Origin of the sequence: Brenneria roseae subsp. americana (assembly GCF_003115815.1) — a bacterium.
GTDB lineage: Bacteria > Pseudomonadota > Gammaproteobacteria > Enterobacterales > Enterobacteriaceae > Brenneria > Brenneria roseae.
The window spans coordinates 1-21752 of sequence record NZ_QDKJ01000027.1 but is presented as its reverse complement, the minus strand read 5'-3'; the positions used below and the strand labels follow the sequence as shown (position 1 = coordinate 21752).

Annotated in this window: 17 protein-coding genes; 15 read left to right on the top strand and 2 right to left on the bottom strand. The window is 52.3% G+C overall.

Annotated features, from left to right (window positions below; genetic code table 11):
- Positions 1-49 precede the first annotated feature (49 nt).
- Positions 50-1477 carry an exodeoxyribonuclease I gene (sbcB, locus tag B4923_RS20340; RefSeq protein WP_109491515.1) on the bottom strand — a complete coding sequence of 476 codons (1428 nt, stop codon included), beginning with the start codon at positions 1475-1477 and terminating at the stop codon, positions 50-52.
- Between the two features lie 230 nt (positions 1478-1707).
- Between sbcB and B4923_RS20335 the strand changes: the two genes are divergently transcribed.
- The 11 genes from B4923_RS20335 (at position 1708) to B4923_RS20285 (ending at position 13440) form a co-directional block, all read left to right on the top strand.
- Positions 1708-2685 carry a siderophore ABC transporter substrate-binding protein gene (locus B4923_RS20335; RefSeq protein WP_109491514.1) on the top strand — a complete coding sequence of 326 codons (978 nt, stop codon included), beginning with the start codon at positions 1708-1710 and terminating at the stop codon, positions 2683-2685.
- A gap of 62 nt (positions 2686-2747) precedes the next feature.
- A complete protein-coding gene (locus tag B4923_RS20330) occupies positions 2748-3704 on the top strand; it encodes an ABC transporter permease (RefSeq protein ID WP_109491513.1) in 957 nt (318 codons plus the stop codon).
- Positions 3694-4701, top strand: a complete 1008-nt coding sequence (locus B4923_RS20325) for an iron chelate uptake ABC transporter family permease subunit (protein WP_109491512.1) — start codon at positions 3694-3696, stop codon at positions 4699-4701. The genes B4923_RS20330 and B4923_RS20325 overlap by 11 nt, the downstream gene beginning before the upstream one ends.
- Complete coding sequence (locus tag B4923_RS20320) at positions 4698-5456, top strand: iron ABC transporter ATP-binding protein (RefSeq protein WP_109491511.1); 759 nt, start codon at positions 4698-4700, stop codon at positions 5454-5456. The genes B4923_RS20325 and B4923_RS20320 overlap by 4 nt, the downstream gene beginning before the upstream one ends.
- A 124-nt stretch (positions 5457-5580) precedes the next feature.
- On the top strand, positions 5581-5898 hold the full coding sequence (tmaR, locus tag B4923_RS20315; protein WP_109491510.1) for a PTS system regulator TmaR: 318 nt from the start codon (positions 5581-5583) through the stop codon (positions 5896-5898).
- Between the two features lie 285 nt (positions 5899-6183).
- On the top strand, positions 6184-8463 hold the full coding sequence (locus B4923_RS20310; protein WP_211313980.1) for a ComEC family protein: 2280 nt from the start codon (positions 6184-6186) through the stop codon (positions 8461-8463).
- A 38-nt stretch (positions 8464-8501) separates the two neighbouring features.
- Positions 8502-10250: a lipid A ABC transporter ATP-binding protein/permease MsbA gene (msbA, locus tag B4923_RS20305; protein WP_109491509.1), complete on the top strand. Its 1749-nt coding sequence runs from the start codon at positions 8502-8504 to the stop codon at positions 10248-10250.
- Positions 10247-11233 (top strand): tetraacyldisaccharide 4'-kinase, encoded by a 987-nt coding sequence (lpxK, locus tag B4923_RS20300; protein ID WP_109491508.1) that lies wholly within the window; start codon positions 10247-10249, stop codon positions 11231-11233. Before msbA ends, lpxK begins: the two co-directional genes overlap by 4 nt.
- Before the next feature lie 142 nt (positions 11234-11375).
- A complete protein-coding gene (locus tag B4923_RS20295) occupies positions 11376-11558 on the top strand; it encodes a Trm112 family protein (protein WP_109491507.1) in 183 nt (60 codons plus the stop codon).
- Positions 11555-12307 (top strand): 3-deoxy-manno-octulosonate cytidylyltransferase, encoded by a 753-nt coding sequence (gene kdsB, locus B4923_RS20290; protein ID WP_109491506.1) that lies wholly within the window; start codon positions 11555-11557, stop codon positions 12305-12307. Before B4923_RS20295 ends, kdsB begins: the two co-directional genes overlap by 4 nt.
- 239 nt (positions 12308-12546) lie before the next feature.
- The gene (locus tag B4923_RS20285) at positions 12547-13440 is read left to right on the top strand and encodes a YcbJ family phosphotransferase (protein ID WP_109491505.1); all 894 of its coding nucleotides are present in this window, start codon (positions 12547-12549) and stop codon (positions 13438-13440) included.
- Between the two features lie 9 nt (positions 13441-13449).
- Here B4923_RS20285 and elyC read toward each other — a convergent pair whose 3' ends face one another.
- Positions 13450-14229, bottom strand: coding sequence for an envelope biogenesis factor ElyC (elyC, locus tag B4923_RS20280; protein WP_109491504.1), 780 nt, complete (start codon positions 14227-14229; stop codon positions 13450-13452).
- Between the two features lie 170 nt (positions 14230-14399).
- Here elyC and cmoM point away from each other — a divergent pair, with 170 nt between their 5' ends.
- From cmoM to mukB, 4 genes are read left to right on the top strand one after another with little or no spacing between them, the layout of a single operon-like run.
- Entirely contained in the window at positions 14400-15185 is a 786-nt protein-coding gene (gene cmoM / locus B4923_RS20275; RefSeq protein ID WP_109491503.1) for a tRNA uridine 5-oxyacetic acid(34) methyltransferase CmoM, read from the top strand.
- Positions 15182-16507 (top strand): chromosome partition protein MukF, encoded by a 1326-nt coding sequence (gene mukF / locus B4923_RS20270; protein ID WP_109491502.1) that lies wholly within the window; start codon positions 15182-15184, stop codon positions 16505-16507. Before cmoM ends, mukF begins: the two co-directional genes overlap by 4 nt.
- Positions 16488-17216 carry a chromosome partition protein MukE gene (mukE, locus tag B4923_RS20265; protein WP_109491501.1) on the top strand — a complete coding sequence of 243 codons (729 nt, stop codon included), beginning with the start codon at positions 16488-16490 and terminating at the stop codon, positions 17214-17216. The genes mukF and mukE overlap by 20 nt, the downstream gene beginning before the upstream one ends.
- Entirely contained in the window at positions 17213-21652 is a 4440-nt protein-coding gene (gene mukB / locus B4923_RS20260; RefSeq protein WP_109491500.1) for a chromosome partition protein MukB, read from the top strand. The genes mukE and mukB overlap by 4 nt, the downstream gene beginning before the upstream one ends.
- Positions 21653-21752: the final 100 nt, after the last annotated feature.

The window sequence follows — 21752 nt, the reverse complement described above, 5'->3', positions numbered from 1 at the left end:
GAAATCAATGCCACCTGCTATGCAGGTGGTTTTTTACGGCAGCTATCGGTTAACTGGCCAGCGTTTGCGCGTACGTAAAGAGTGCCTTGATCAGATCGGTTTTTTGTTTATCACCGTCATAACGCTGATAAAGCGCATCCAGTTCAGCAATATATTCCTGCAGGCGTTCAGCGGTAAACACCTCCTGCCGATGCTGTAACCAACGCTGTTGTTCACCATAATCCAGCGTATTGGGAAAGTTGCGCGCCCGATAGCGGAACAGCAGAGGCTCCAGACGATTATCGACAAATTTGAGATCCAATGCCGGGAGATTCTGGGGCGCCGTTTCCAGAATAATCTGCATGGACATCCGGTCTGCGTCACCGAAAAAGCCATCGTACAGCCTGAGGTCAACATCACTGGATGGCGGGAATGCCGAAGGTTCGGCAAACAGTTCGACGACTTTTTCTCTGACCTGCGTGTTGTGGCGCAGCAGAGCCAGATTGTCCAGACAGCGCTGACGATCAATGCCCAGCCGGGCTGCGTCTTCCGGCCGCAAGGTGCTGGCCGGAGCAAGAACCGGACATTTATTGATATGAACCAGTTTGATTGGCACAGCGCTCTGATCGTGAGTCAGCTGATCCCGGCGCGTATACAGGCGTTCTCGCAACGCGCTGGCATCCATGGTCAGTAAGGGCGCCATATCGCCGGCCAGATCGCACATGATGACCGCATTACGGTTATCCGGGTGCCACGCGAGCGGCACGACCCAACTGGTGTTGCCTCTTGCCGCGCCGAACATGCCGGAAACATGCACCAGCGGCTTCATTTGTGGAACATCGATAAGCTGGCTGACTTTGTTCTTATTACGTAGCTGGAATAGGTAATCAAAAAGCTTGGGCTGAGCCTGTTTCAGCCGTTTTGCCATGGCAATCGTGGCATAGACATCGGACATTGCGTCATGCGCGTGTTCGTGCGCCACGCCGTTGGCCCGGGTCAAATGCTCCAGTCTGAAACTGGGCAAGCCATCCTCATTTTCTGGCCAGACAATACCTTCGGGGCGCAGCGCATAACACGCGCGCAATGCATCCAGTAAATCCCAGCGCGAATTGCCGTTTCGCCAACTGTAGGCATAGGGATCATAGAAGTTGCGATAAAAAATATTACGGCTGACTTCATCATCGAACCGGATATTGTTGTAACCCATGATACAGGTGCCGGGCACGCTGAAAGCATCGTGAATATGGCGGGCAAACTCGGCTTCATTCACCCCTTTTGACATGGCCAACTGCGGGGTGATCCCGGTGATCATGACGGCCTCGGGTTCAGGCAGATAGTCATCGGTCGACTTGCAATAAATGACCAGCGGTTCACCGATGATATTGAAATCCATATCCGTACGGATACCGGCAAACTGCGCGGGACGATCGCGCGCCGGATGTTTGCCGAACGTCTCATAGTCGTGGATAAAGAAAGTAGGTTGCGTTTTATCGGCCATAATTACGTTTAACTAAATGATTGCTTTCAGGTGAAAACAGGTAAGAAAACGTTAAGGATAACATTGAATACCGTTTTCTATCGCGCTTTCCTGATGCGGGTCAATTTCCGCGCCCCCATAATCGCTAGTCATCCGTATCCGCATTCGTTACAATTTTCCACCCTAATGCGAATGATAATGAAATGTCTTATTGCTTGAGCGTTTCCTCAGGCAATAAGCAGGAGACAAGAATGCGGGTGAACGTAGCGATTACGGTGAAAACAACATTATTCGCGTCATTGCTGGCGCTGGCCGGATGCGATCAGACGCCGTCGACAGGCGAAGGGACGCATACGATCAGCATTGAGCACGCGCAGGGAACGACACAGGTGCCTCAGCCGCCCAGGAAAGTTATCGTTTTCGACCCGGCGGTTTTGGACACGTTGGATGCGCTGAAAGTGGATATCGCCGGTGTGCCAAAGAGCGGTACGCGTTTGCCCGAGTTTCTTTCCAAATATAGCAGTGATCAGTACCTCGATGCCGGTACGTTATTCGAACCGAAGTACGAAGCGCTCAGCAGCGCCAAGCCCGATCTGATTATTGCCGGCGGGCGTACCCTTGATGCCTACGATAAACTAAGCGCCATTGCGCCGACAATCGCCATGGATGTTGATGAACATCAGTTTATGAGCAGCTTTACGCTGCGTGTCGAACAGTTGGGAACGATTTTTGGCAAAGAAGAGGAAGCCAAAAAACAATTGGCGGACTTCAAACAGCACATCGCCCAGACCCATGAGAAAGCGGCCAGCGCCGGCAGTGCGCTGGTGCTGATGGTGAGTGGCGGAAAAATGTCTGCTTATGGCCCGAAATCCCGTTTCGGCTTTGTTTTCGATGAGTTAGGATTTAAACCGGCGAGCGAATTCCCTGATTCCGGGCCTCATGGCAATGTGGTGACGTCGGAGTTTTTGTTGCGCGTAAACCCGGAGTGGCTATTCGTTCTTGATCGCGACAATGCGATTGGTCGCCCCGGCAGTGAATCTGCGCAGCAGGTGTTGGATAACCCACTGATTCATAAAACAGCTGCCTGGCAAAACAACCGCGTTATCTATCTTGACTCCGCTTCGCTTTATATCGCAGGCGGTTTGCAAAGTTATCAGGCGCTGATTCGTGATGTGAACGATGCGCTGAATAAAAAATCGCCGGGAGCGATTTTCAACGTCACGCAGTGACGGCCCCAGGGTGACGGCAAAATAGCCCAGCATAAAAAATAACGGTAGGTCGTGGCAGAATAATGAAATCTCTCTATTTTTCTCTCGGTGTGCTTTTGCTTGCCTGCATGGTTGTCACCAGCTTGTTTATTGGCGCGGGGCAGATAAACATGCGGGCGGTTTGGACCGATCCGGCGATGCGTGATATTTTCTTTATCAGCCGCGTACCGCGTACGCTGGCTTTGCTTTTGGCTGGTAGCGCCATGAGCGTGGCCGGGTTGATTATGCAGTTACTGACCCAGAACCGTTTTGTCGAGCCATCGCTGGCGGGAACAACGCAGTCTGCCGGTCTGGGATTGCTGGTTGTCATGGTGCTGGCGCCGAGCGCCACCGTCTTTACCAAGATGGCTGTCGCCAGCGTGTTTGCCCTGGGGGGCACCTTGCTGTTCATGATGTTGCTGCGGCGTGTGGTGCTCAAATCGGCACTGGTTGTCCCGCTGGTGGGAATTATGCTGGGGGCGGTAATCAGCTCCATCACTACCTTTGGCGCCTTGCATTTTGATCTATTGCAGGCCCTGGGAAGCTGGGAGTCGGGGGATTTCTCCGGTGTGCTGCAAGGTCGCTATGAATTGCTGTGGCTGGTCGGTGTGTTGACGCTGGTGGCTTGCTGGATTGCTGACCGTTTTACCGTCGCGGGAATGGGGCGGGAATTCTCTGTCAACGTCGGGCTGAACTATCGGCAGGTGATGTTGATGGGGCTATCCATTATCGCCGTTATCAGCGGCGTGGTGGTGGTGGTCGGTAATCTGCCTTTTCTCGGCCTGATCGTGCCTAATTTGATCAGCATGTTGCTCGGCGATAATGTGCGTAAAACGATTCCCTGGGTTTGTTTGCTGGGTGGTGGTTTGGTGCTGTTCTGTGACATCATCAGCCGGGTAATTCGCTATCCATTTGAAATTCCTGTGAGTGTGATCCTCGGTGTGATCGGCGCCGTTGTTTTCCTTCTTTTACTGTTAAGCCAAAAACGCCATGTCGGTTAATGAACGTAATACCACGATGTCCGCTGCTGTCGGCGAAAGGCGAGCGGGTTTGTCCCCCCGCTTGCGTCTGATGTGGCTGGCCGGGATATCACTGGCATTGGTCGTGATATTTATGACCATCAATCTCGGCAGTAACCTGAAATACATTATGGTGCACCGCGGGTTGATGCTGGCCACTATGTTACTCGTCGCTTTTGCCGCCAGCGCATCGACGGTTCTGTTTCAGACTGTCACCAACAACCGTGTTTTGACACCGTCGATCATGGGGTTTGAGGCGTTGTTTGTCCTTATTCAGACGGCGTTGGTCTTTATGTTCGGCGTTGGCGGCATACCGCAGTTGGGCGTCGGCGGCAAGTTTGCGCTTGAAGCGGTGCTGCTGATTTTGTTTTCTGCGATCCTGTACCGGTGGCTATTTACCGGTAGCCGCAACAATCTTCATCTGGTGCTGTTGGTCGGGATTATCTGCGGTACGCTGTTTCGCAGTATGGCGAATCTGATGCAGCGTTTATTGACCCCCAGTGAATTCGCTATTGTGCAGGGGCGAATGTTTGCCACCTTTACCCGCGCGGTGCCTGAATTGATTGCGTTATCTGCCGCGATCACCTTTGCGGTCGCCCTGGTAATATGGCGCATGCGCTTTCGTTTTGATGTGCTGGCATTGGGACGTAATACGGCCATCAATTTGGGAATGGACTATAAACGCAGCGTAACGATTATCCTGCTGCTGGTGTCTGTTCTGGTGGCAATATCAACGGCGCTGGTGGGGCCGTTAACCTTCCTCGGCTTTATGGTCGCCAATCTTGCGTATCTGGTTGTTGGCTCCAGCCAGCATCGTTTTTTACTGCCGGCAGCTTTTTTGCTGGGGGTCATTGCGCTGCTGGGCGGACAACTGATTCTGGAACACCTCCTCGGTATGGCCGGCGCGTTGTCCGTTGTCATTGAATTTATTGGTGGTTCTCTGTTCATCTTATTGTTACTTAAAAAGGTTTCCGTGTGATTGAAATCGGTAATGTAACCAAAACCTACAATAATGTTGCGGTATTAAAAAACGTCACGGCGACGATCCCCCGCGGTGGCGTTACGTCGATCATTGGTCCGAATGGGGCAGGGAAATCGACGCTGTTATCTATCGTCAGCCGTTTGTTGGATGCCGATCAAGGACGAGTCAACGTCAATGGCATGGATGTGACAACGACGCCGAGCGATAAACTGGCAACCTGTCTGTCAGTGTTACGTCAGGAAAACCAGTTCACCAGTCGGTTAACGGTTGCGGAACTGGTTGGGTTCGGACGCTATCCTTATACCAAAGGACGGTTGAATGCCGACGACCATGAGCGTATCGCCGCCGCGCTGGCATTCCTTAATCTGACTGAATTTAAAGACCGTTTTTTAGATGAGCTTTCCGGTGGACAGCGCCAGCGGGCTTATGTGGCGATGGTGCTGTGTCAGGATACGGAATACGTGCTGTTGGACGAACCGCTGAATAATCTGGATATGAAGCATGCGGTCTCCATGATGAAACAAATTCGTCGTGCCGCGGATGAGCTGGGTAAAACGATTGTTTTGGTTATTCACGATATCAATTTTGCTTCCGCCTATTCCGATTACATCATCGCCATGCGAAAAGGGCAGATTATCTACAGTGGGAAACCGGAAGAGATCATGACGTCCGAGATCCTTGAAGACATTTTTGATACTGAAGTCGTGATTGAGCAGGTTCATAATCAGCGCATTGCCGTGTATTATCGTTGATTAACCGATGACAGAAAAAACGTCCGATCACCGACGGCGGCAACCGGTAACTTGAAAGGTGGCGTGGTTAACCTGTATGGTGAGCGTAAAGTATCTGTGTATGACTTAAGGTAAGGGTAAATAAATGGATAAGGACACTAAACCGTGTTTCCAGGACGTTCTGGAATTTGTGCGCACGTTTCGCCGCAAGAATAAGTTGCAGCGTGAAATCATTGATAACGAAAAGAAAATCCGTGACAACCAGAAGCGCGTTTTACTGCTTGATAACCTGAGCGAGTATCTGAAGCCGGGTATGACCATTGAAGATGTACAAGGCATCATTGCAAACATGCGTAGCGATTATGAAGATCGCGTTGATGATTACATCATTAAAAATGCAGATTTGTCGAAAGAACGCCGTGAACTGTCCAAGAAACTGAAAGTCATGGGTGAAGTGAAATAACCTCATCCGTATACTCTCTCTGGTAACAGAGACCGCTATCGTCATAGGGATCGCATCTGCGATCCCTTTTTGTTGCTGTCCGCTTTTCTCTCCTGTCCCAAATCCGGCTCCTCATTCTGGATTCCTTTTCGCCTGTCGCCTGCAACTCATTGCAACCTATAACCCTTGTTGCGTAGCGAGTTCCAGTTTTCATTTTTTGATCTGGGCTGATAGCACGTGATGCAACATGATTCACAGTGTGGCGCGTATTAACAGGAATGCGTATTTTCCCCAGGGACGGATGCAATGAAAATATCGATAAGTGCCCTTGCCATTGCGGCTGTTCTTGGGGTTTTCCCCCTGGCGATACTGCCCAATATACCGCCGTCCGGGGCGTTATGGCTGGGGGTGATCCTGTCCGTCGCCACGATTCTGACAGGGAAACGCGGTTTTTTTCAGGTAACGGCAGCCGTTATGCTTTTCAGTTTTTGTTGGGCGGGCTTAACGGCTCAGTCATTGCTAAAGCAAATCGATCAACTGGCGCAGCGAACCGTTAATGCTGTCGTCACGATTAGCAGCGTACGTTTTGTTGAGCTTGATGAAACTCAGATTGTTGTCAGGTTAGAGAAAGTTAATCAGACATGGATCTTTCCTCCACTCTACGCTCAGGTAACGCTATCGAATGACATGCGGAACTGGTGTGGTGGTCAACGGTGGGCGGCGACCGTGAATCTGCGTCCGGTCCATAGCCGGCTGAATGAAGGCGGATTCGACAGCCAGCGATGGACGATATCGAAGCGCCAGCCTTTTTCGGGAAGGATGGTGTCAGCGCAGGCCATCAATTCCGAATGTGACTTCCGCCAGCGTATTATTTCGCAAGCGGAACGGCAAACGGCGGCGTTACCGTGGCGTGCTATTTTGCTGGCGTTGGCTTTCGGTGAAATGAAAACGGTGGCCCCTGAAATCAAGGCTATTTTACAGAAAACCGGGACCATGCATCTGATGGCGATTTCCGGTCTGCATATCGCGTTGGCCGGCGGATTCGGCTGGGGACTGGCCCGGGCGATACAATATGGTTTTCCCGCTCATCGGATCGGCTATCGGTTTCCATTGCTGGTCAGCGTGTTAATCGCCTGGATCTATGTCTGGCTGGCAGGCGGAAATCCCCCCGCCGTCAGAGCGGCATTGGCGCTTTCTGTCTGGATGGCGTTGAAAATCAGAGGCGTGATCTGCTCATCGTGGCAAGTCTGGTTATGGTGCGTGGCAATTGTTCTGTTATGCGATCCCCTCAGCGTACTGTCCGACAGTTTCTGGCTCTCCTGTCTGGCCGTGGCCGCGCTTATTTTCTGGTTTCAATGGGCGCCATTACCTCTTCGTTGCCAAACGCGGTTTCGCTGGTTCTTCTTGCGATGGATACATCTGCAAACCGGGGTAACCCTGCTGCTGATGCCTTTACAACTCAGTCTGTTTCACGGTTTCAGCCTGACATCTCTACCGGCCAATCTGTGGGCGGTTCCGGTGGTTTCATTTATTACCACGCCGCTTATTTTGCTGGCCTTACCCATGATGTCGCTCACGGTTTTGAGTGGCTGGCTGTGGACGTTGGGAGATGGGTCGTTGAGAGCGGTGTTTGTACCGCTTTCCTATTTGCAGACTGGCTGGGTACATCTTGACGCATCCCTGCTGATTGGCAGCGTAGCCGGCTGGTTAATGGTTGCGATTTGGCGTTTTAAATGGTGGAAAATCTACCCCGGTACGCTGGGAGCCTTGATCGTGCTTCTTGTCATGTCCCGGGTAAAAAACGACGAGCCTGACTGGCGGGTCGATATGTTGGATGTGGGGCATGGACTGGCGATTGTCATCGAGCGTGATGGAAAAGCGGTACTGTACGATACGGGAAATCGCTGGGAAGGGGGCGATATGGCGACGAGAGAAATATTACCCTATCTGCGCTGGCGCGGACTCAGCGTGGAAAAAATCATTCTGAGCCACAGTCATATGGATCACACCGGTGGCCTGGAGAAAATTCATCAGGCCTATCCTCTGGCAAAAGTTTACAGTTCCTTTAACCAGAAAGGGTATTTACCTTGTTTACAAGGCGATATGTGGAACTGGCAGGGGTTAACTTTCACCGTTTTGTGGCCGACGGCTCTGGTGAATAGAGCAGAGAATAATGATTCGTGCGTGATACGTATCGACGATGGGAAACATCGGGTTCTGCTGACGGGAGATATTGAATCTGAAACGGAGAAACAGTTGGTTAAATGGAAAAGAAGTGCGTTAACTGCGGATTTGTTACAAATTCCTCATCATGGCAGTAATACCTCTTCCTCTCCGCCGTTTATCCGGGCGGTTAATGCAGGGTATGTCGCTGTTTCTACCGCACGCTATAACCCGTGGAGACTGCCTGCGACGAAAATTGTCGAGCGCTATCGGCAGCATGGTTATAACTGGTTGGATACCGCGGCATCCGGACAACTGAGCGCGCGTTTTTTCAGCGATTCGTGGCACATATTACGTTTTAGAGAACAAATATCGCCCCGTTGGTATCATCAGTGGTTTGGCGTAAAGCGTTATAATGAGTAAAATAGGCGGCTATTTCTTTCCTGGCTCAGGTTTATTGCATGCTGAATGATAAAGATCTCTCCACCTGGCAGACCTTTCGTCGCCTATGGCCGATGATCTCTCCTTTTAAAACGGGGCTGGCTGTGGCCGCGATCGCACTGATTATTAATGCGGCTGGCGACACGTTGATGCTGTCTCTGCTTAAGCCCTTGCTGGATGAAGGATTTGGTAAAGCCGATCGTTCGGTACTGGTCTGGATGCCACTGGTGGTCATTGGCCTGATGCTGATGCGCGGTGCTTCCGGTTTTGTTTCCAGTTACTGTGTGGCCTGGGTGTCCGGCAAGGTGGTGATGAACATGCGTCGCCGGCTGTTTGCCCATATGATGGGGATGCCGGTTTCTTTCTTCGATCAGCAGTCAACGGGAACCCTCCTGTCCCGTATCACCTATGATTCAGAACAGGTTGCGGCGTCCTCTTCAAATGCGCTGATTACGGTAGTCAGGGAAGGGGCGTCTATTATTGGCCTTTTCATTCTGATGTTCTATTACAGCTGGCAGCTCTCTATCATTCTGATTGTCATTGCACCGATTGTATCGCTTGCCATTCGTGTTGTTTCTAAACGTTTTCGTAATATCAGTAAAAGCATGCAGGACACTATGGGGCACGTGACCACCAGCGCAGAGCAGATGCTGAAAGGCCACAAAGAGGTGCTGATTTTCGGCGGTCAGGATGTGGAAACCAGGCGCTTTGATAAGGTTAGCAATCGCATGCGCCAGCAGGGGATGAAATTGGTTTCCGCTTCTTCAATCTCTGATCCGATTATTCAATTGATTGCTTCACTGGCACTGGCGTTCGTTCTGTTCGCTGCCAGTATCCCCAGCGTTATGGACACGCTGACGGCGGGGACGATTACGGTGGTTTTCTCCTCCATGATTGCGCTGATGCGCCCGCTGAAGTCATTGACTAACGTTAATGCGCAATTTCAGCGTGGGATGGCAGCCTGTCAGACACTGTTTGCCATTCTGGATATGGAGCAGGAAAAAGATAATGGCAAACTGGAGATTGACCGGGCGAAAGGCGATCTCGAATTCCGCAATGTCAATTTTTCCTATCCGGGAAAAGAGACGCTGGCGCTGAAGAATATCAGCTTGCACATTCCGCCGGGGAAAACCGTGGCGTTGGTTGGGCGTTCAGGCTCTGGTAAGTCCACCATTGCTAATCTGATCACGCGCTTTTATGACATTCAGTCAGGTGAAATTCTGCTGGACGGACACGATCTCCGTGAATATACGTTGGCTTCGCTGCGTAATCAGGTGGCATTGGTTTCACAGAACGTGCACCTGTTTAATGACACCATCGCCAATAATATTGCTTATGCCTGTAATGACCGTTATAGCCGTGAGGAAATAGAACGTGCGGCGACAATGGCGTATGCGATGGATTTTATCAGCAAAATGGACAATGGACTGGATACTATAATTGGTGAAAATGGCGTGCTGCTTTCTGGTGGTCAGCGTCAGCGTATTGCTATTGCCCGCGCGCTGTTACGCAACTGTCCTATCCTGGTGCTGGACGAAGCGACTTCCGCATTGGATACGGAATCCGAGCGGGCGATTCAGGCGGCGCTGGATGCGTTGCAAAAAGATCGTACCGCGTTGGTTATCGCGCATCGTCTGTCTACCATTGAGAATGCTGACGAAATCCTGGTTGTTGAGGATGGACACATTATTGAGCGCGGTGAGCATGCTACTTTACTGGCTAGGAATGGCGCTTACGCACAGCTACATAAAATGCAGTTCGGCGAATGATTGAACGTATCTGGTCAGGGCGCTCGCCACTTTATTGGCTCCTGGTTCCCCTCTCGTTGTTATACGGGGGGATTGCATTTCTGCTCCGCCAAAGTTATCGGTGGGGGTGGCGTAAAAGCTGGCGCGCACCGGTACCGGTGGTGGTGGTGGGGAATCTGACCGCCGGCGGCAACGGAAAAACGCCTGTAGTTATCTGGCTGGTCGAGCAGTTGCAACAAAAAGGCTATCGGGTTGGCGTGGTGTCCCGGGGCTATGGCGGCAAAGCGGATCGCTATCCCTTGCTGGTTGATAATGGCGTTACGACTTCGCAGGCCGGTGACGAACCTGTGCTGATTTATCAGCGCACCGGGGCGCCGGTTGCCGTTGCGCCGGAGCGTCGTCTGGCCGTAGAGGCGTTGCTGGCACATTATCCGCTGGATATGGTTATTACCGACGACGGGTTACAGCATTATGCTTTAGCGCGTGATATGGAGTTAGTGGTGGTGGACGGCATTCGACGCTTTGGCAATGGCTGGTGGCTACCTGCTGGCCCCATGCGCGAGCGGGAAAGCCGGTTGGCCACGGTGGACGCGATTATCGTGAATGGCGGTATCCCGCGTGAAGGCGAAATCGCCATGATGCTGACTGCCGGTATGGCGATTAATCTGCTTTCGGGCGAAAAATGTGACGTTTCCCGTTTGCAAAATGTCGTGGCGATGGCGGGGATTGGTCATCCTCCACGTTTTTTCGCCACGCTGCGCCAGTCAGGCGTCAGCATTTCACGTGAAATCGCTTTTGCCGATCATCAAAGCTATCAGTTGGATCAGCTTAAACCGTTAACCTTAGATGAGAGACAGCCGCTGTTAATGACGGAGAAAGATGCGGTAAAGTGCAGGGCATTTGCGTGCGCTAACTGGTGGTATCTCCCGGTGGATGCGGTGTTGTCCGAGCCGCATGCGACGCAATTGCTTCGCCAATTGGAAACCGTGTTGGCTAAGCATTAGTTTAAAAACGGGTTGCTGGCTGAATAGGCCTGCGGTCTTCTCATAACCCTGTTAGATAGCTTCTATACCTTAAATAATTCGAGTCGCAGGAAAGCCAACGCAACTGCAACTTGCCGTATGGCAGGTATATGATGGAGGAAACATGGATCACCGTTTACTTGAGATCGTTGCTTGTCCGGTATGTAACGGACGTTTGTACTTCAATAAAGAAAAGCTGGAACTGATATGCAAGGTTGATGGTTTGGCTTATCCCGTGCGTGATGGCATTCCGGTATTGCTGGAAAGTGAAGCGCGTACCTTAGGCGCTGATGAGATAACACAATGACTTTCACGGTTATTATTCCAGCGCGCTTTGCGTCGAGTCGTTTGCCTGGCAAACCGCTGGCGGATATTAATGGCAAACCGATGGTGCTCCATGTCATGGAACGGGCTCTGGAATCAGGGGCCCGGCGCGTGATTGTCGCTACCGACCACCCCGATGTACAAACGGCGATTCAGCAGGCCGGCGGAGAAGTGTGCCTGACCAGCCCAGCCCATAACTCCGGTACGGAACGGCTTGCCGAAGTGATCGAACGTTATGGCTTTGCCGATGACGAAATCATCGTGAATGTACAGGGCGATGAACCTATTATTCCGCCGGTCATTATCCGTCAGGTAGCGGAAAATCTGTCCTCCTGCCATGCCGGTATGGCGACGTTGGCTGTGCCGATAGAAACCAGTGAAGAAGCGTTCAATCCTAATGCGGTTAAAGTGGTCACGGATGCCGAAGGATATGCGTTGTATTTTTCACGGGCGACGATCCCCTGGGAGCGTGAGCGTTTTGCTCAATCCAGGGAGAGCATCGGCGATCATTTCTTACGGCATATTGGTATCTACGCGTATCGTGCAGGGTTCGTCCGACGCTATGTCAGCTGGGCGCCTAGTCGGTTAGAGCAAATTGAACTGCTGGAGCAATTGCGCGTTCTGTGGTACGGCGAAAAGATCCACGTTGCCGTGGCAAAAGCGATTCCCAGTGTCGGTGTTGATACGCCAGAAGATTTAGTGCGTGTGCGACAGGTGATGGCTAATCGTTAAGCTAAAAATACTAAGCAGGTGAATAATTAAATAAAAACGGGGATTTTCAAATTATGAAAATCCCCGTTTTTATTTGTATCCGAAATATGTAATCGTATTTTATTCCAGTTATCAAATTTTCAGTCTATTTGGGATGTGTCATTGATCCTGCTTTATTTGATCTGCATTGGGGAAATTGTCATTTGTTGACCGCATCATGACGAGTGGAGCGATTCTGCTCAGTAGAGGTTTTGCCGTTTATGGAACAGTTAAAAGCGGAATTAAGCACGGTGTTGGGGGAAAGCCTGAGTCGTCTTGAACGTATCAGCGAGCAACCCTATGCGCATTTATATGCTTTGTACGATAAAGAAGGCAATGCCATTCCTTTACTCGCCAAAAGTTATGTTTGTCAAGGCGTTGCGCAGCAGGAGGCCTACAAGCTATCCATGCTGGCGCGTGAAGGAGATGTTCGCCTGCCGACGGTATACGGTTTGGTGATTACTCAGCAATCTCCCTATAAAGAGCTGTTGCTGATCGAACGTCTGCGCGGCGTGTCGGTTGAAGCGCCGACGCGTACCGCACAGCGCTGGACGTTGTTGATGGATCAAATCGTAGAGGGCGTCCTGGCCTGGCATCGCATTGATAGCCATGGCTGTGTCGGCTCTGTCGACAGTTCGCAGGAAAATGATTGGATTAGCTGGTATCAGCAGCGTCTGGAAGTGTTGTGGGCCACGCTGCTCAATGTCACCGCGCCTCAGTTAACACAGGCCGATCGCAGCCTGCTTTATCGTTCCCGTCAGGAGTTGCCTGAATTATTCGATGATTTCAATGACAGCTGTGTGTTGGTGCACGGCAATCTCTCGTTGCGCAGTATGTTGAAAGATGCCCGCACCGATCAGCTACTGGCGATGATTAATCCGGGGATGATGCTTTGGGCGCCCAGAGAGTATGAGCTATTCCGGCTTTGTGAATCAGGGATGCCGGAACAGCTGTTATATCACTATCTCAAGAAAGCGCCGGTTTCAGAGTCCTTCGTATACCGGCGCTGGCTGTATGTCATCTGGGAAGCGGTTTCCCGTTATATCCACACCGGGCAACTGGATCGCCAACTCTTTGATCTGGCGTCCCGTGAGCTTGCGCCCTGGCTGGAGTAGCGCAGAGCGTCATTGCTCTGGCTCTGTTTCCGTACCTTTCAGGCTTTGCCAGATACGTCCCAGTGTTTCATACCAGGCCCGCTCGCTATGCGACAGATAATAGGCTGAAGGGAAGATTTTTTCCCACGGGTTAAGGGCGGTAGTGATGGCCAATTGGTTCGCCGGTGCAGGCATGGGATTAAGTCCTTCAGCCTGGAAAAAACGCATTGCGCGAGGTAAATGACTTGCCGATGTCACCAGCCAAAAAGGCTGACTGCCGACAATTTTCGCCGTACCGGCGGCTTCTTCTTCCGTATCCCTTGCGCTATCCACCAGCAGGATATCCTGCGGTGGAACCCCCAGACTTTCGGCAACCAGCGCCGCGGTTCTGGCGCTGCTGACCGGGTTCCCTTGCGCTGCCGCGCCGGTGAAAATCATTTTTGCTCCGGGGTTGGCGTGATAGAGGCGAATACCTTCGGTGACCCGTGGCAGGCTGTTGCCGATGAGATTGGAACTGGGAGCCCAGTCGGAGTTATATGTATAGCCGCCGCCCAGCACCACGATATAATCTGCCTGGGGCCGATCGGCTTGCCAGGTGGGATAGCGCGTTTCCAGCGGTAACAGCAGGCGATCGGCAATTGGCTGGATGCTGAGCAGCACAAGGATAAGCCAGCTTACTAAAATCAGCGTCTTGCCGGTGCGTTGACGCCGGGTAAACCACAGGAACAGCAGGCCGACGCCCATCAGGATCAATAGCAGTGGAAGGGGCAGCAACAGGCTACCGACAAATTTTTTAAGTGCGAAAAGCATAAAATTGCGTTCCTTTTGGGTGAAAAAACCGCATCCGGGCAGATATTATGTGGTAAGACGATTTATTCTAGGTCAGCCTGTGCCAAAATGGCAGGCTTTAAGGCATCTGATGTGCTGGATTGCCATGCGTTTTTATTCGCCCTGAATCTATGATGCGGAACCATTAACCCATGCAGGATCGCAATTTTAACGATATCGCAGAGAAATTTGCCCAGAATATTTATGGCACGACAAAAGGTGCACTGCGACAGGCGATTCTATGGCAGGATCTTGAGGGGTTGCTCACCCGGCTTCCGGCACGGCCGTTAAGGGTACTGGATGCCGGCGGCGGTGAAGGGCATATGGCCTGTCGTCTGGCAGCTTTAGGACATCAGGTATTGTTGTGCGATTTATCAGATGAGATGATTCAGCGCGCCAAAGAAGCGGCGACCACGCAAGGTGTGATCCAGAATATGCGCTTTGTACAAAGTGCGGCGCAAGATATCGTGCAATATATGGAAAGGCCCGCCGATCTGATATTGTTTCATGCGGTGCTGGAATGGGTGGCTCAGCCACAGCAAGTGCTGGAAATATTGAATGACTGTCTGTCACCGGGGGGCGCGTTATCCCTGATGTTTTATAACCATCATGGCTTGCTGATGCGTAATATGGTGCTGGGTAATTTTGCCTATGTACAAGCCGGTATGCCCAAGCGCAAGCGGCGGTCGCTGTCACCCGATCATCCGTTGGAACCTCAGCAGGTTTATCGTTGGCTTGAGGATATGGGGCTGTCCATCAGCGGTAAAACGGGAGTGCGGGTATTTCACGATTATTTGCAGAATAAACAGCAACAACGTGATAATTTTGCCGAGATTCTGGAGCTTGAACAGCGTTATTGCCGGCAGGAACCCTTCGTAAGCTTGGGTCGTTATATCCATGTCATGGCGCATAAACCCCATTTGAAGGATGCATTATGAGTGATTTTTCCCAGACTGTACCCGAACTGGTCGCCTGGGCACGAAAAAATGATTTTTCCCTTTCCCTTCCCACTGAACGTCTGGCCTTTTTACTGGCAATAGCTACGCTCAATGGCGAACGCATGGATGGTGAAATGAGCGAAGGAGAACTGGTCGATGCCTTTCGCCATGTCAGTCAGGGATTTGATCAAACGGACGAAACCATTACGGTCCGTGCCAATAATGCCATCAATGATCTGGTTCGCCAGCGGTTGCTTAATCGCTTTACCAGTGAACAGGCGGAAGGCAATGCCATTTATCGTCTGACGCCGTTGGGTATCGGCATTACCGATTACTACATTCGTCAGCGTGAATTCTCTGCGCTGCGCCTCTCCATGCAGCTTTCGATTGTGGCCCAGGAACTTAGCCGGGCGGCAGAGGCGGCAGAAGAGGGCGGTGATGAGTTCCACTGGCATCGTAATGTGTTCGCGCCGTTGAAATACTCGGTTGCAGAGATTTTTGACAGTATTGATTTATCCCAGCGAGTGATGGATGAACAACAGCAGGGCGTAAAAGAGGATATTGCCGCGTTGCTGAATCAGGACTGGCGAGCGGCGATTAGCAGCTGCGAACAGTTGCTGACGGAAACCTCGAGCACCTTGCGTGAATTGCAGGATACGCTGGAAGCCGCCGGCGACAAACTACAGGCCAGCCTGCTGAGTATTCAGGACGCCATTCTGGACAATCCACACAATCTGGAATTTGTCGATAAGCTGGTCTTCGATCTGCAAAGCAAACTTGACCGTATTGTCAGTTGGGGCCAGCAGACTATCGATCTATGGATTGGCTACGACCGGCATGTGCATAAATTTATCCGTACCGCTATTGATATGGATAAAAACCGGGTGTTTGCGCAACGCCTGCGTCAGTCGGTACAAAGTTATTTTGATCATCCCTGGGCACTCACCTTTGCCAACGCCGATCGGTTGCTGGATATGCGCGATGAAGAATTGGCGTTACGCAGTGAAGAGGTGACGGGCGAGTTGCCGCCAGAGCTGGAATATGAAGAATTCAGCGAAATACGTGAGCAGTTGATTGCGTTGGTCGAGCAGTCGTTACAGAAATACAAAGAGCAGCAAATACCGCTCAATTTAAGCGATGTGATGCGCGAATATCTGGCGCAGTATCCTCGTTCCCGGCACTTTGATGTTGCCCGAATCGTGGTCGACCAGGCGGTGCGTCTGGGCGTGGCCGAAGCAGATTTCACCGGATTACCTGCGCTGTGGCAGGTAATCAATGATTACGGAGCCAAGGTACAGGCCCATGTCATCGACAAATATTGAACATATCATACCAGCCAGACTGGTCACCGCGCTGTCGAACCTGTTGTTTCCCGCGTTGGACAGCCAACTGCGCGCAGGCCGTCATATCGGCATCGAAGAGCTGGAAAATCATGCTTTTCTGATGGATTTTCAGGAAGAACTGGAATCGTTTTACAGCCGTTATAACGTCGAGCTGATTCGTGCGCCAGAAGGTTTCTTCTATTTGCGGCCGCGTTCCACCACGCTGATCCCCCGTTCGGTCCTGTCCGAACTGGATATGATGGTGGGGAAAATTCTTTGCTATTTATACCTCAGCCCGGAGCGTCTGGCGCATGAAGGTATTTTCAGCCAGCAAGAGCTGTACGAAGAACTGCTCAGCCTGGCGGATGAAAACAAATTACTGAGGCTGGTTAACCAGCGTTCAACCGGTTCCGATCTGGATCGCCAGAAATTACAGGAAAAAGTGAGAACCTCTCTTAATCGCTTACGGCGGCTGGGGATGATCTACTTTATGGGCAGTGACAACAGCAAGTTTCGAATCACCGAGTCGGTTTTCCGCTTCGGCGCCGATGTGCGCAGCGGCGATGACGCGCGTGAGGCGCAATTGCGGATGATTCGCGATGGCGAAGCGATGCCGGTTGACGGTAACCTGTCACTGAAAGATGAAAGTGACGAGAACGATCGCACAGACGATACCCCGCCTGAGAGTGTTGAGGATGAACAGGAATGATTGAACGCGGTAAATTTCGCTCACTGACGCTGGTCAACTGGAATGGTTTTTTCGCCCGCACGTTTGATCTGGATGAATTGGTGACCACGTTGTCGGGAGGCAACGGGGCCGGAAAGTCCACCACCATGGCGGCGTTTATTACGGCATTGATCCCCGATCTGACATTATTGCACTTTAGAAACACCACTGAAGCCGGGGCCACCAGCGGTTCCCGTGATAAAGGCCTGCACGGTAAATTGCGTGCCGGTGTGTGTTATTCCGCACTGGATGTCGTCAATTCCCGTCATCAGCGTGTGCTGGTGGGGGTACGCCTGCAACAGGTCGCCGGGCGCGATCGCAAGGTCGATATCAAGCCGTTTACCATTCAGGGATTGCCAACCGCGATTCAGCCGACGCAACTGCTGACCCAGACGGTGGGCGAGCGTCAGGCGCGTGTACTTTCCTTGCAGGAACTGAAAGATCGTGTTGAAGAAATGGAAGGCGTCCAGTTCAAACAGTTCAACTCCATCACGGATTATCATTCCCTGATGTTTGATCTGGGCGTGGTTCCTCGTCGTCTGCGTTCCGCCGCCGACCGCAGCAAATTTTATCGCCTGATTGAAGCATCGTTGTATGGCGGCATCTCCAGCGCCATCACGCGTTCATTGCGTGATTATTTGCTGCCGGAAAACAGCGGCGTGCGCAAGGCGTTTCAGGATATGGAAGCCGCGCTGCGTGAAAACCGCATGACGCTGGAGGCCATTCGCGTTACCCAGTCCGATCGTGACTTGTTCAAACATTTGATTTCTGAGGCGACCTCTTATGTGGCTGCCGACTATATGCGTCATGCCAATGAGCGACGTATTCATCTGGATAGCGCGCTGGAACTGCGCCGCGACCTGTTTGGCAGCCGTAAACAACTCTCTGCCGAGCAATATCGTCATGTTGAAATGGCGCGAGAGCTGGAAGAGCAAAGCGGCGCAGAAGACTCTCTGGAAACGGATTATCAGGCGGCCAGCGATCACCTGAATCTGGTGCAGACGGCGATGCGTCAGCAGGAAAAAATCGAGCGCTATAACGCGGATCTGGAAGAACTGAGCTACCGTCTCGAAGAGCAAAATGAGATTGTTGAAGAAGCGCGCGAGCAACAGGCTGAAAATGAATCCCGGGCCGATGCGGCCGAGCTGGAAGTGGATGAGCTGAAAAGTCAGCTGGCCGATTATCAGCAGGCATTGGATGTACAGCAAACCCGGGCCATTCAGTACCAGCAGGCGCAACAAGCGCTGGAGCGGGCGCGGACGCTGTGTCAATTGCCGGATCTGACCGCTGACAATGCCGATGAGTATCTGGACAGTTATCAGGCGAAAGAGCAGGAAGCGACAGAAATTCTGCTGATGCTTGAGCAAAAGCTGAGCGTGGCCGATGCGGCGCACAGCCAGTTTGAACAAGCCTATGAGCTGGTTTCCCGGATCGCCGGCGCCGTCAGTCGCAGCGAAGCCTGGCAGGTTGCGCGCGATCTATTGCGCGATAGTTCTTCGCAGCGCTATCAGGCTGAGCGCGTGCAGCCGCTGCGCATGCGTTTATCGGAGCTGGAACAGCGTCTGCGTGAACAGCAGGATGCCGAACGGCTGCTACAGGATTTCAACAAGCGTCACGGTCAGGAGTGTGAGCCGGAAGAACTGGATTCTCTTCAGCAGGAGCTGGAGGCGCGAATCGAAACCCTGTCGTCGCTGGTGGCTGAGGCTGGGGAACGCCGTATGGCGTTGCGCCAGGAACTGGAACAAATCCAACAGCGGATTCAGCAACTGACGGCACGAGCGCCGGTTTGGCTGGCGGCGCAGGAAATGTTGACGCAGCTGAGCGAGCAAAGCGGCGAAACATTTGAAGACAGCCGTCAGGTAACGGAGTACATGCAGCAGTTGCTGGAGCGTGAGCGTGAAACCACGGTTGAACGCGATGAGATCGCCACCCGCAAACGGCATATCGAAGCCCAGATTGAACGGCTGAGTCAGCCCGGTGGGTCCGAAGATCCGCGGCTGAATGCATTGGCGGAACGTTTTGGCGGCGTATTGCTGTCGGAAATCTACGACGATGTCACTTTGGATGATGCGCCGTATTTCTCCGCGCTTTACGGCCCTTCACGTCATGGGATCGTGGTTGCGGATCTCTCGCTGGTTCGGGAACAGTTGGCCGGACTGGAAGATTGCCCGGAAGATTTATATCTGATCGAAGGGGATCCGCAGTCGTTCGACGACAGCGTTTTTGCGGTGGAAGAGCTGGAACGCGCGGTGGTGGTAAAAGTGGCGGAACGCCAGTGGCGCTATTCCCGTTTCCCTGACGTTCCGCTGTTTGGTCGTGCGGCACGCGAAATGCGGCTGGAAAGCCTGCGTGATGAGCGCGAAGCGCTGGCGGAACAGTACGCGACGCTCTCTTTTGATGTACAAAAGACCCAGCGTTTACACCAGTCGTTCAGCCGTTTTATTGGTACCCATCTGGCCGTCGCGTTTGATGACGATCCTGAAACGGATATCCGTGGCTTAAATTCACGCCGTGGTGAGCTTGAGCGCGCCATCGCCAACTTTGACGGTGAAAATCAGCAGCAGCGTCAGCAGTACGAACAGGCAAAAGAGCTCAGTGCCATGCTGAACCGGCTGATCCCTCGCGTTAGCCTGCTATGCGATGACAGTCTGTACGATCGGGTTGAAGAAATTCGTGCGGAGCTGGATGAAACAGAAGAGTCCGTGCGGTTTATTCAACAGCATGGCGCCACGTTGGCCAAACTGGAGCCGATGGTTTCGGTATTGCAAAACGATCCACAGCAGCATGAGCAGTTAAAAGAAGATTATGCGCAGGCGCAAAATGCACAGCGCCACGCCAAGCAACAGGCATTCTCCCTGACGGAGGTCGTACAGCGCCGGGCGCACTTCAGCTATACCGATTCTGCCGGGATGCTGGGCGAGAACGCCGATCTCAACGACAAACTTCGTCAGCGTCTGGAACAGGCCGAAGCGGAACGGACGAGAGCCCGGGAGCAACTGCGTCAGCATCAGTCACAGCTTACGCAATACAGCCAGCTCCAGGCTTCACTGAAAAGTTCTTATGACGCCAAGCGCGACATGTTGAAAGAACTGACCCAGGAGCTACAGGACATTGGCGTCAGGGCGGATGCCGACGCCGAGTCACGGGCTCGTCAGCGCCGTGACGAACTGCATACCGCGTTGAGCGAGAATCGCTCGCGTCGCAATCAGCTGGAAAAACAGATTACGTTCTGTGAAGCGGAGATGGATGGCCTGCAAAAGAAACTGCGCAAGCTGGAACGTGATTATCATCAGATGCGGGAGCAGGTGGTCACGGCGAAGGCCGGCTGGTGTGCGGTAATGCGCCTGGTTAAAGATAACGGCGTGGAACGTCGCTTACATCGCCGTGAACTGGCCTACATGGATGGCGACGAACTGCGTTCTATGTCGGATAAAGCCTTGGGCGCCCTGCGTCTGGCGGTTGCGGATAACGAGCATTTGCGTGACGTACTGCGTCTTTCTGAAGATCCTAAACGTCCCGAGCGGAAAATTCAGTTCTATATCGCCGTGTATCAACACCTGCGCGAACGCATCCGGCAGGATATCATCCGCACCGATGATCCGGTTGAGGCCATTGAGCAGATGGAAATTGAGCTTAATCGTCTGACGGAAGAGCTGACCGCGCGCGAGCAAATGCTGGCGATCAGTTCACGCAGCGTGGCGAATATTATCCGCAAGACGATCCAGCGTGAACAGAACCGCATTCGAATGCTGAACCAGGGGCTGCAATCCGTGGCGTTTGGCCAGGTAAAGAGTGTACGCCTGAACGTGAATGTGCGTGAAACGCACACCACGCTGCTGAATGTTTTGTCTGAACAGCAGGAGATGCATCAGGATCTGTTTAACAGCAATCGGCTAACCTTTTCGGAAGCCCTGGCTAAACTGTATCAACGCCTGAACCCGGAAATCGACATGGGGCAGCGGACACCGCAAACCATTGGTGAAGAACTGCTGGATTATCGGAATTATCTGGAAATGGAAGTTGAGGTCAACCGCGGTGCCGATGGTTGGTTACGTGCTGAGAGCGGCGCATTGTCGACCGGGGAGGCGATCGGTACGGGGATGTCGATTCTGGTCATGGTGGTTCAGAGCTGGGAAGAGGAGTCCAAACGGTTACGCGGCAAAGATATCTCTCCATGCCGTTTACTGTTCCTGGATGAAGCGGCCCGTCTGGATGCCAAATCGATCGCGACGCTGTTTGAACTCTGCGATCGCCTGGAAATGCAGTTGATTATCGCTGCGCCGGAGAATATCAGCCCGGAAAAAGGGACAACGTATAAGCTGGTGCGTAAGGTGCATCAGAATCATGAGCACGTTCACGTAGTGGGCTTACGTGGTTTTGCGAGTGAATCCCCGGAAATTAAGGAACGGGCTTCTTAGCGAAATCTGTGATGATATTAGACGATAAAGCCGCTTTTTTAAGCGGCTTTATTTATCCCTGCATAAACACCACCTCCTATGGAGGTGGTCAGCAACATGT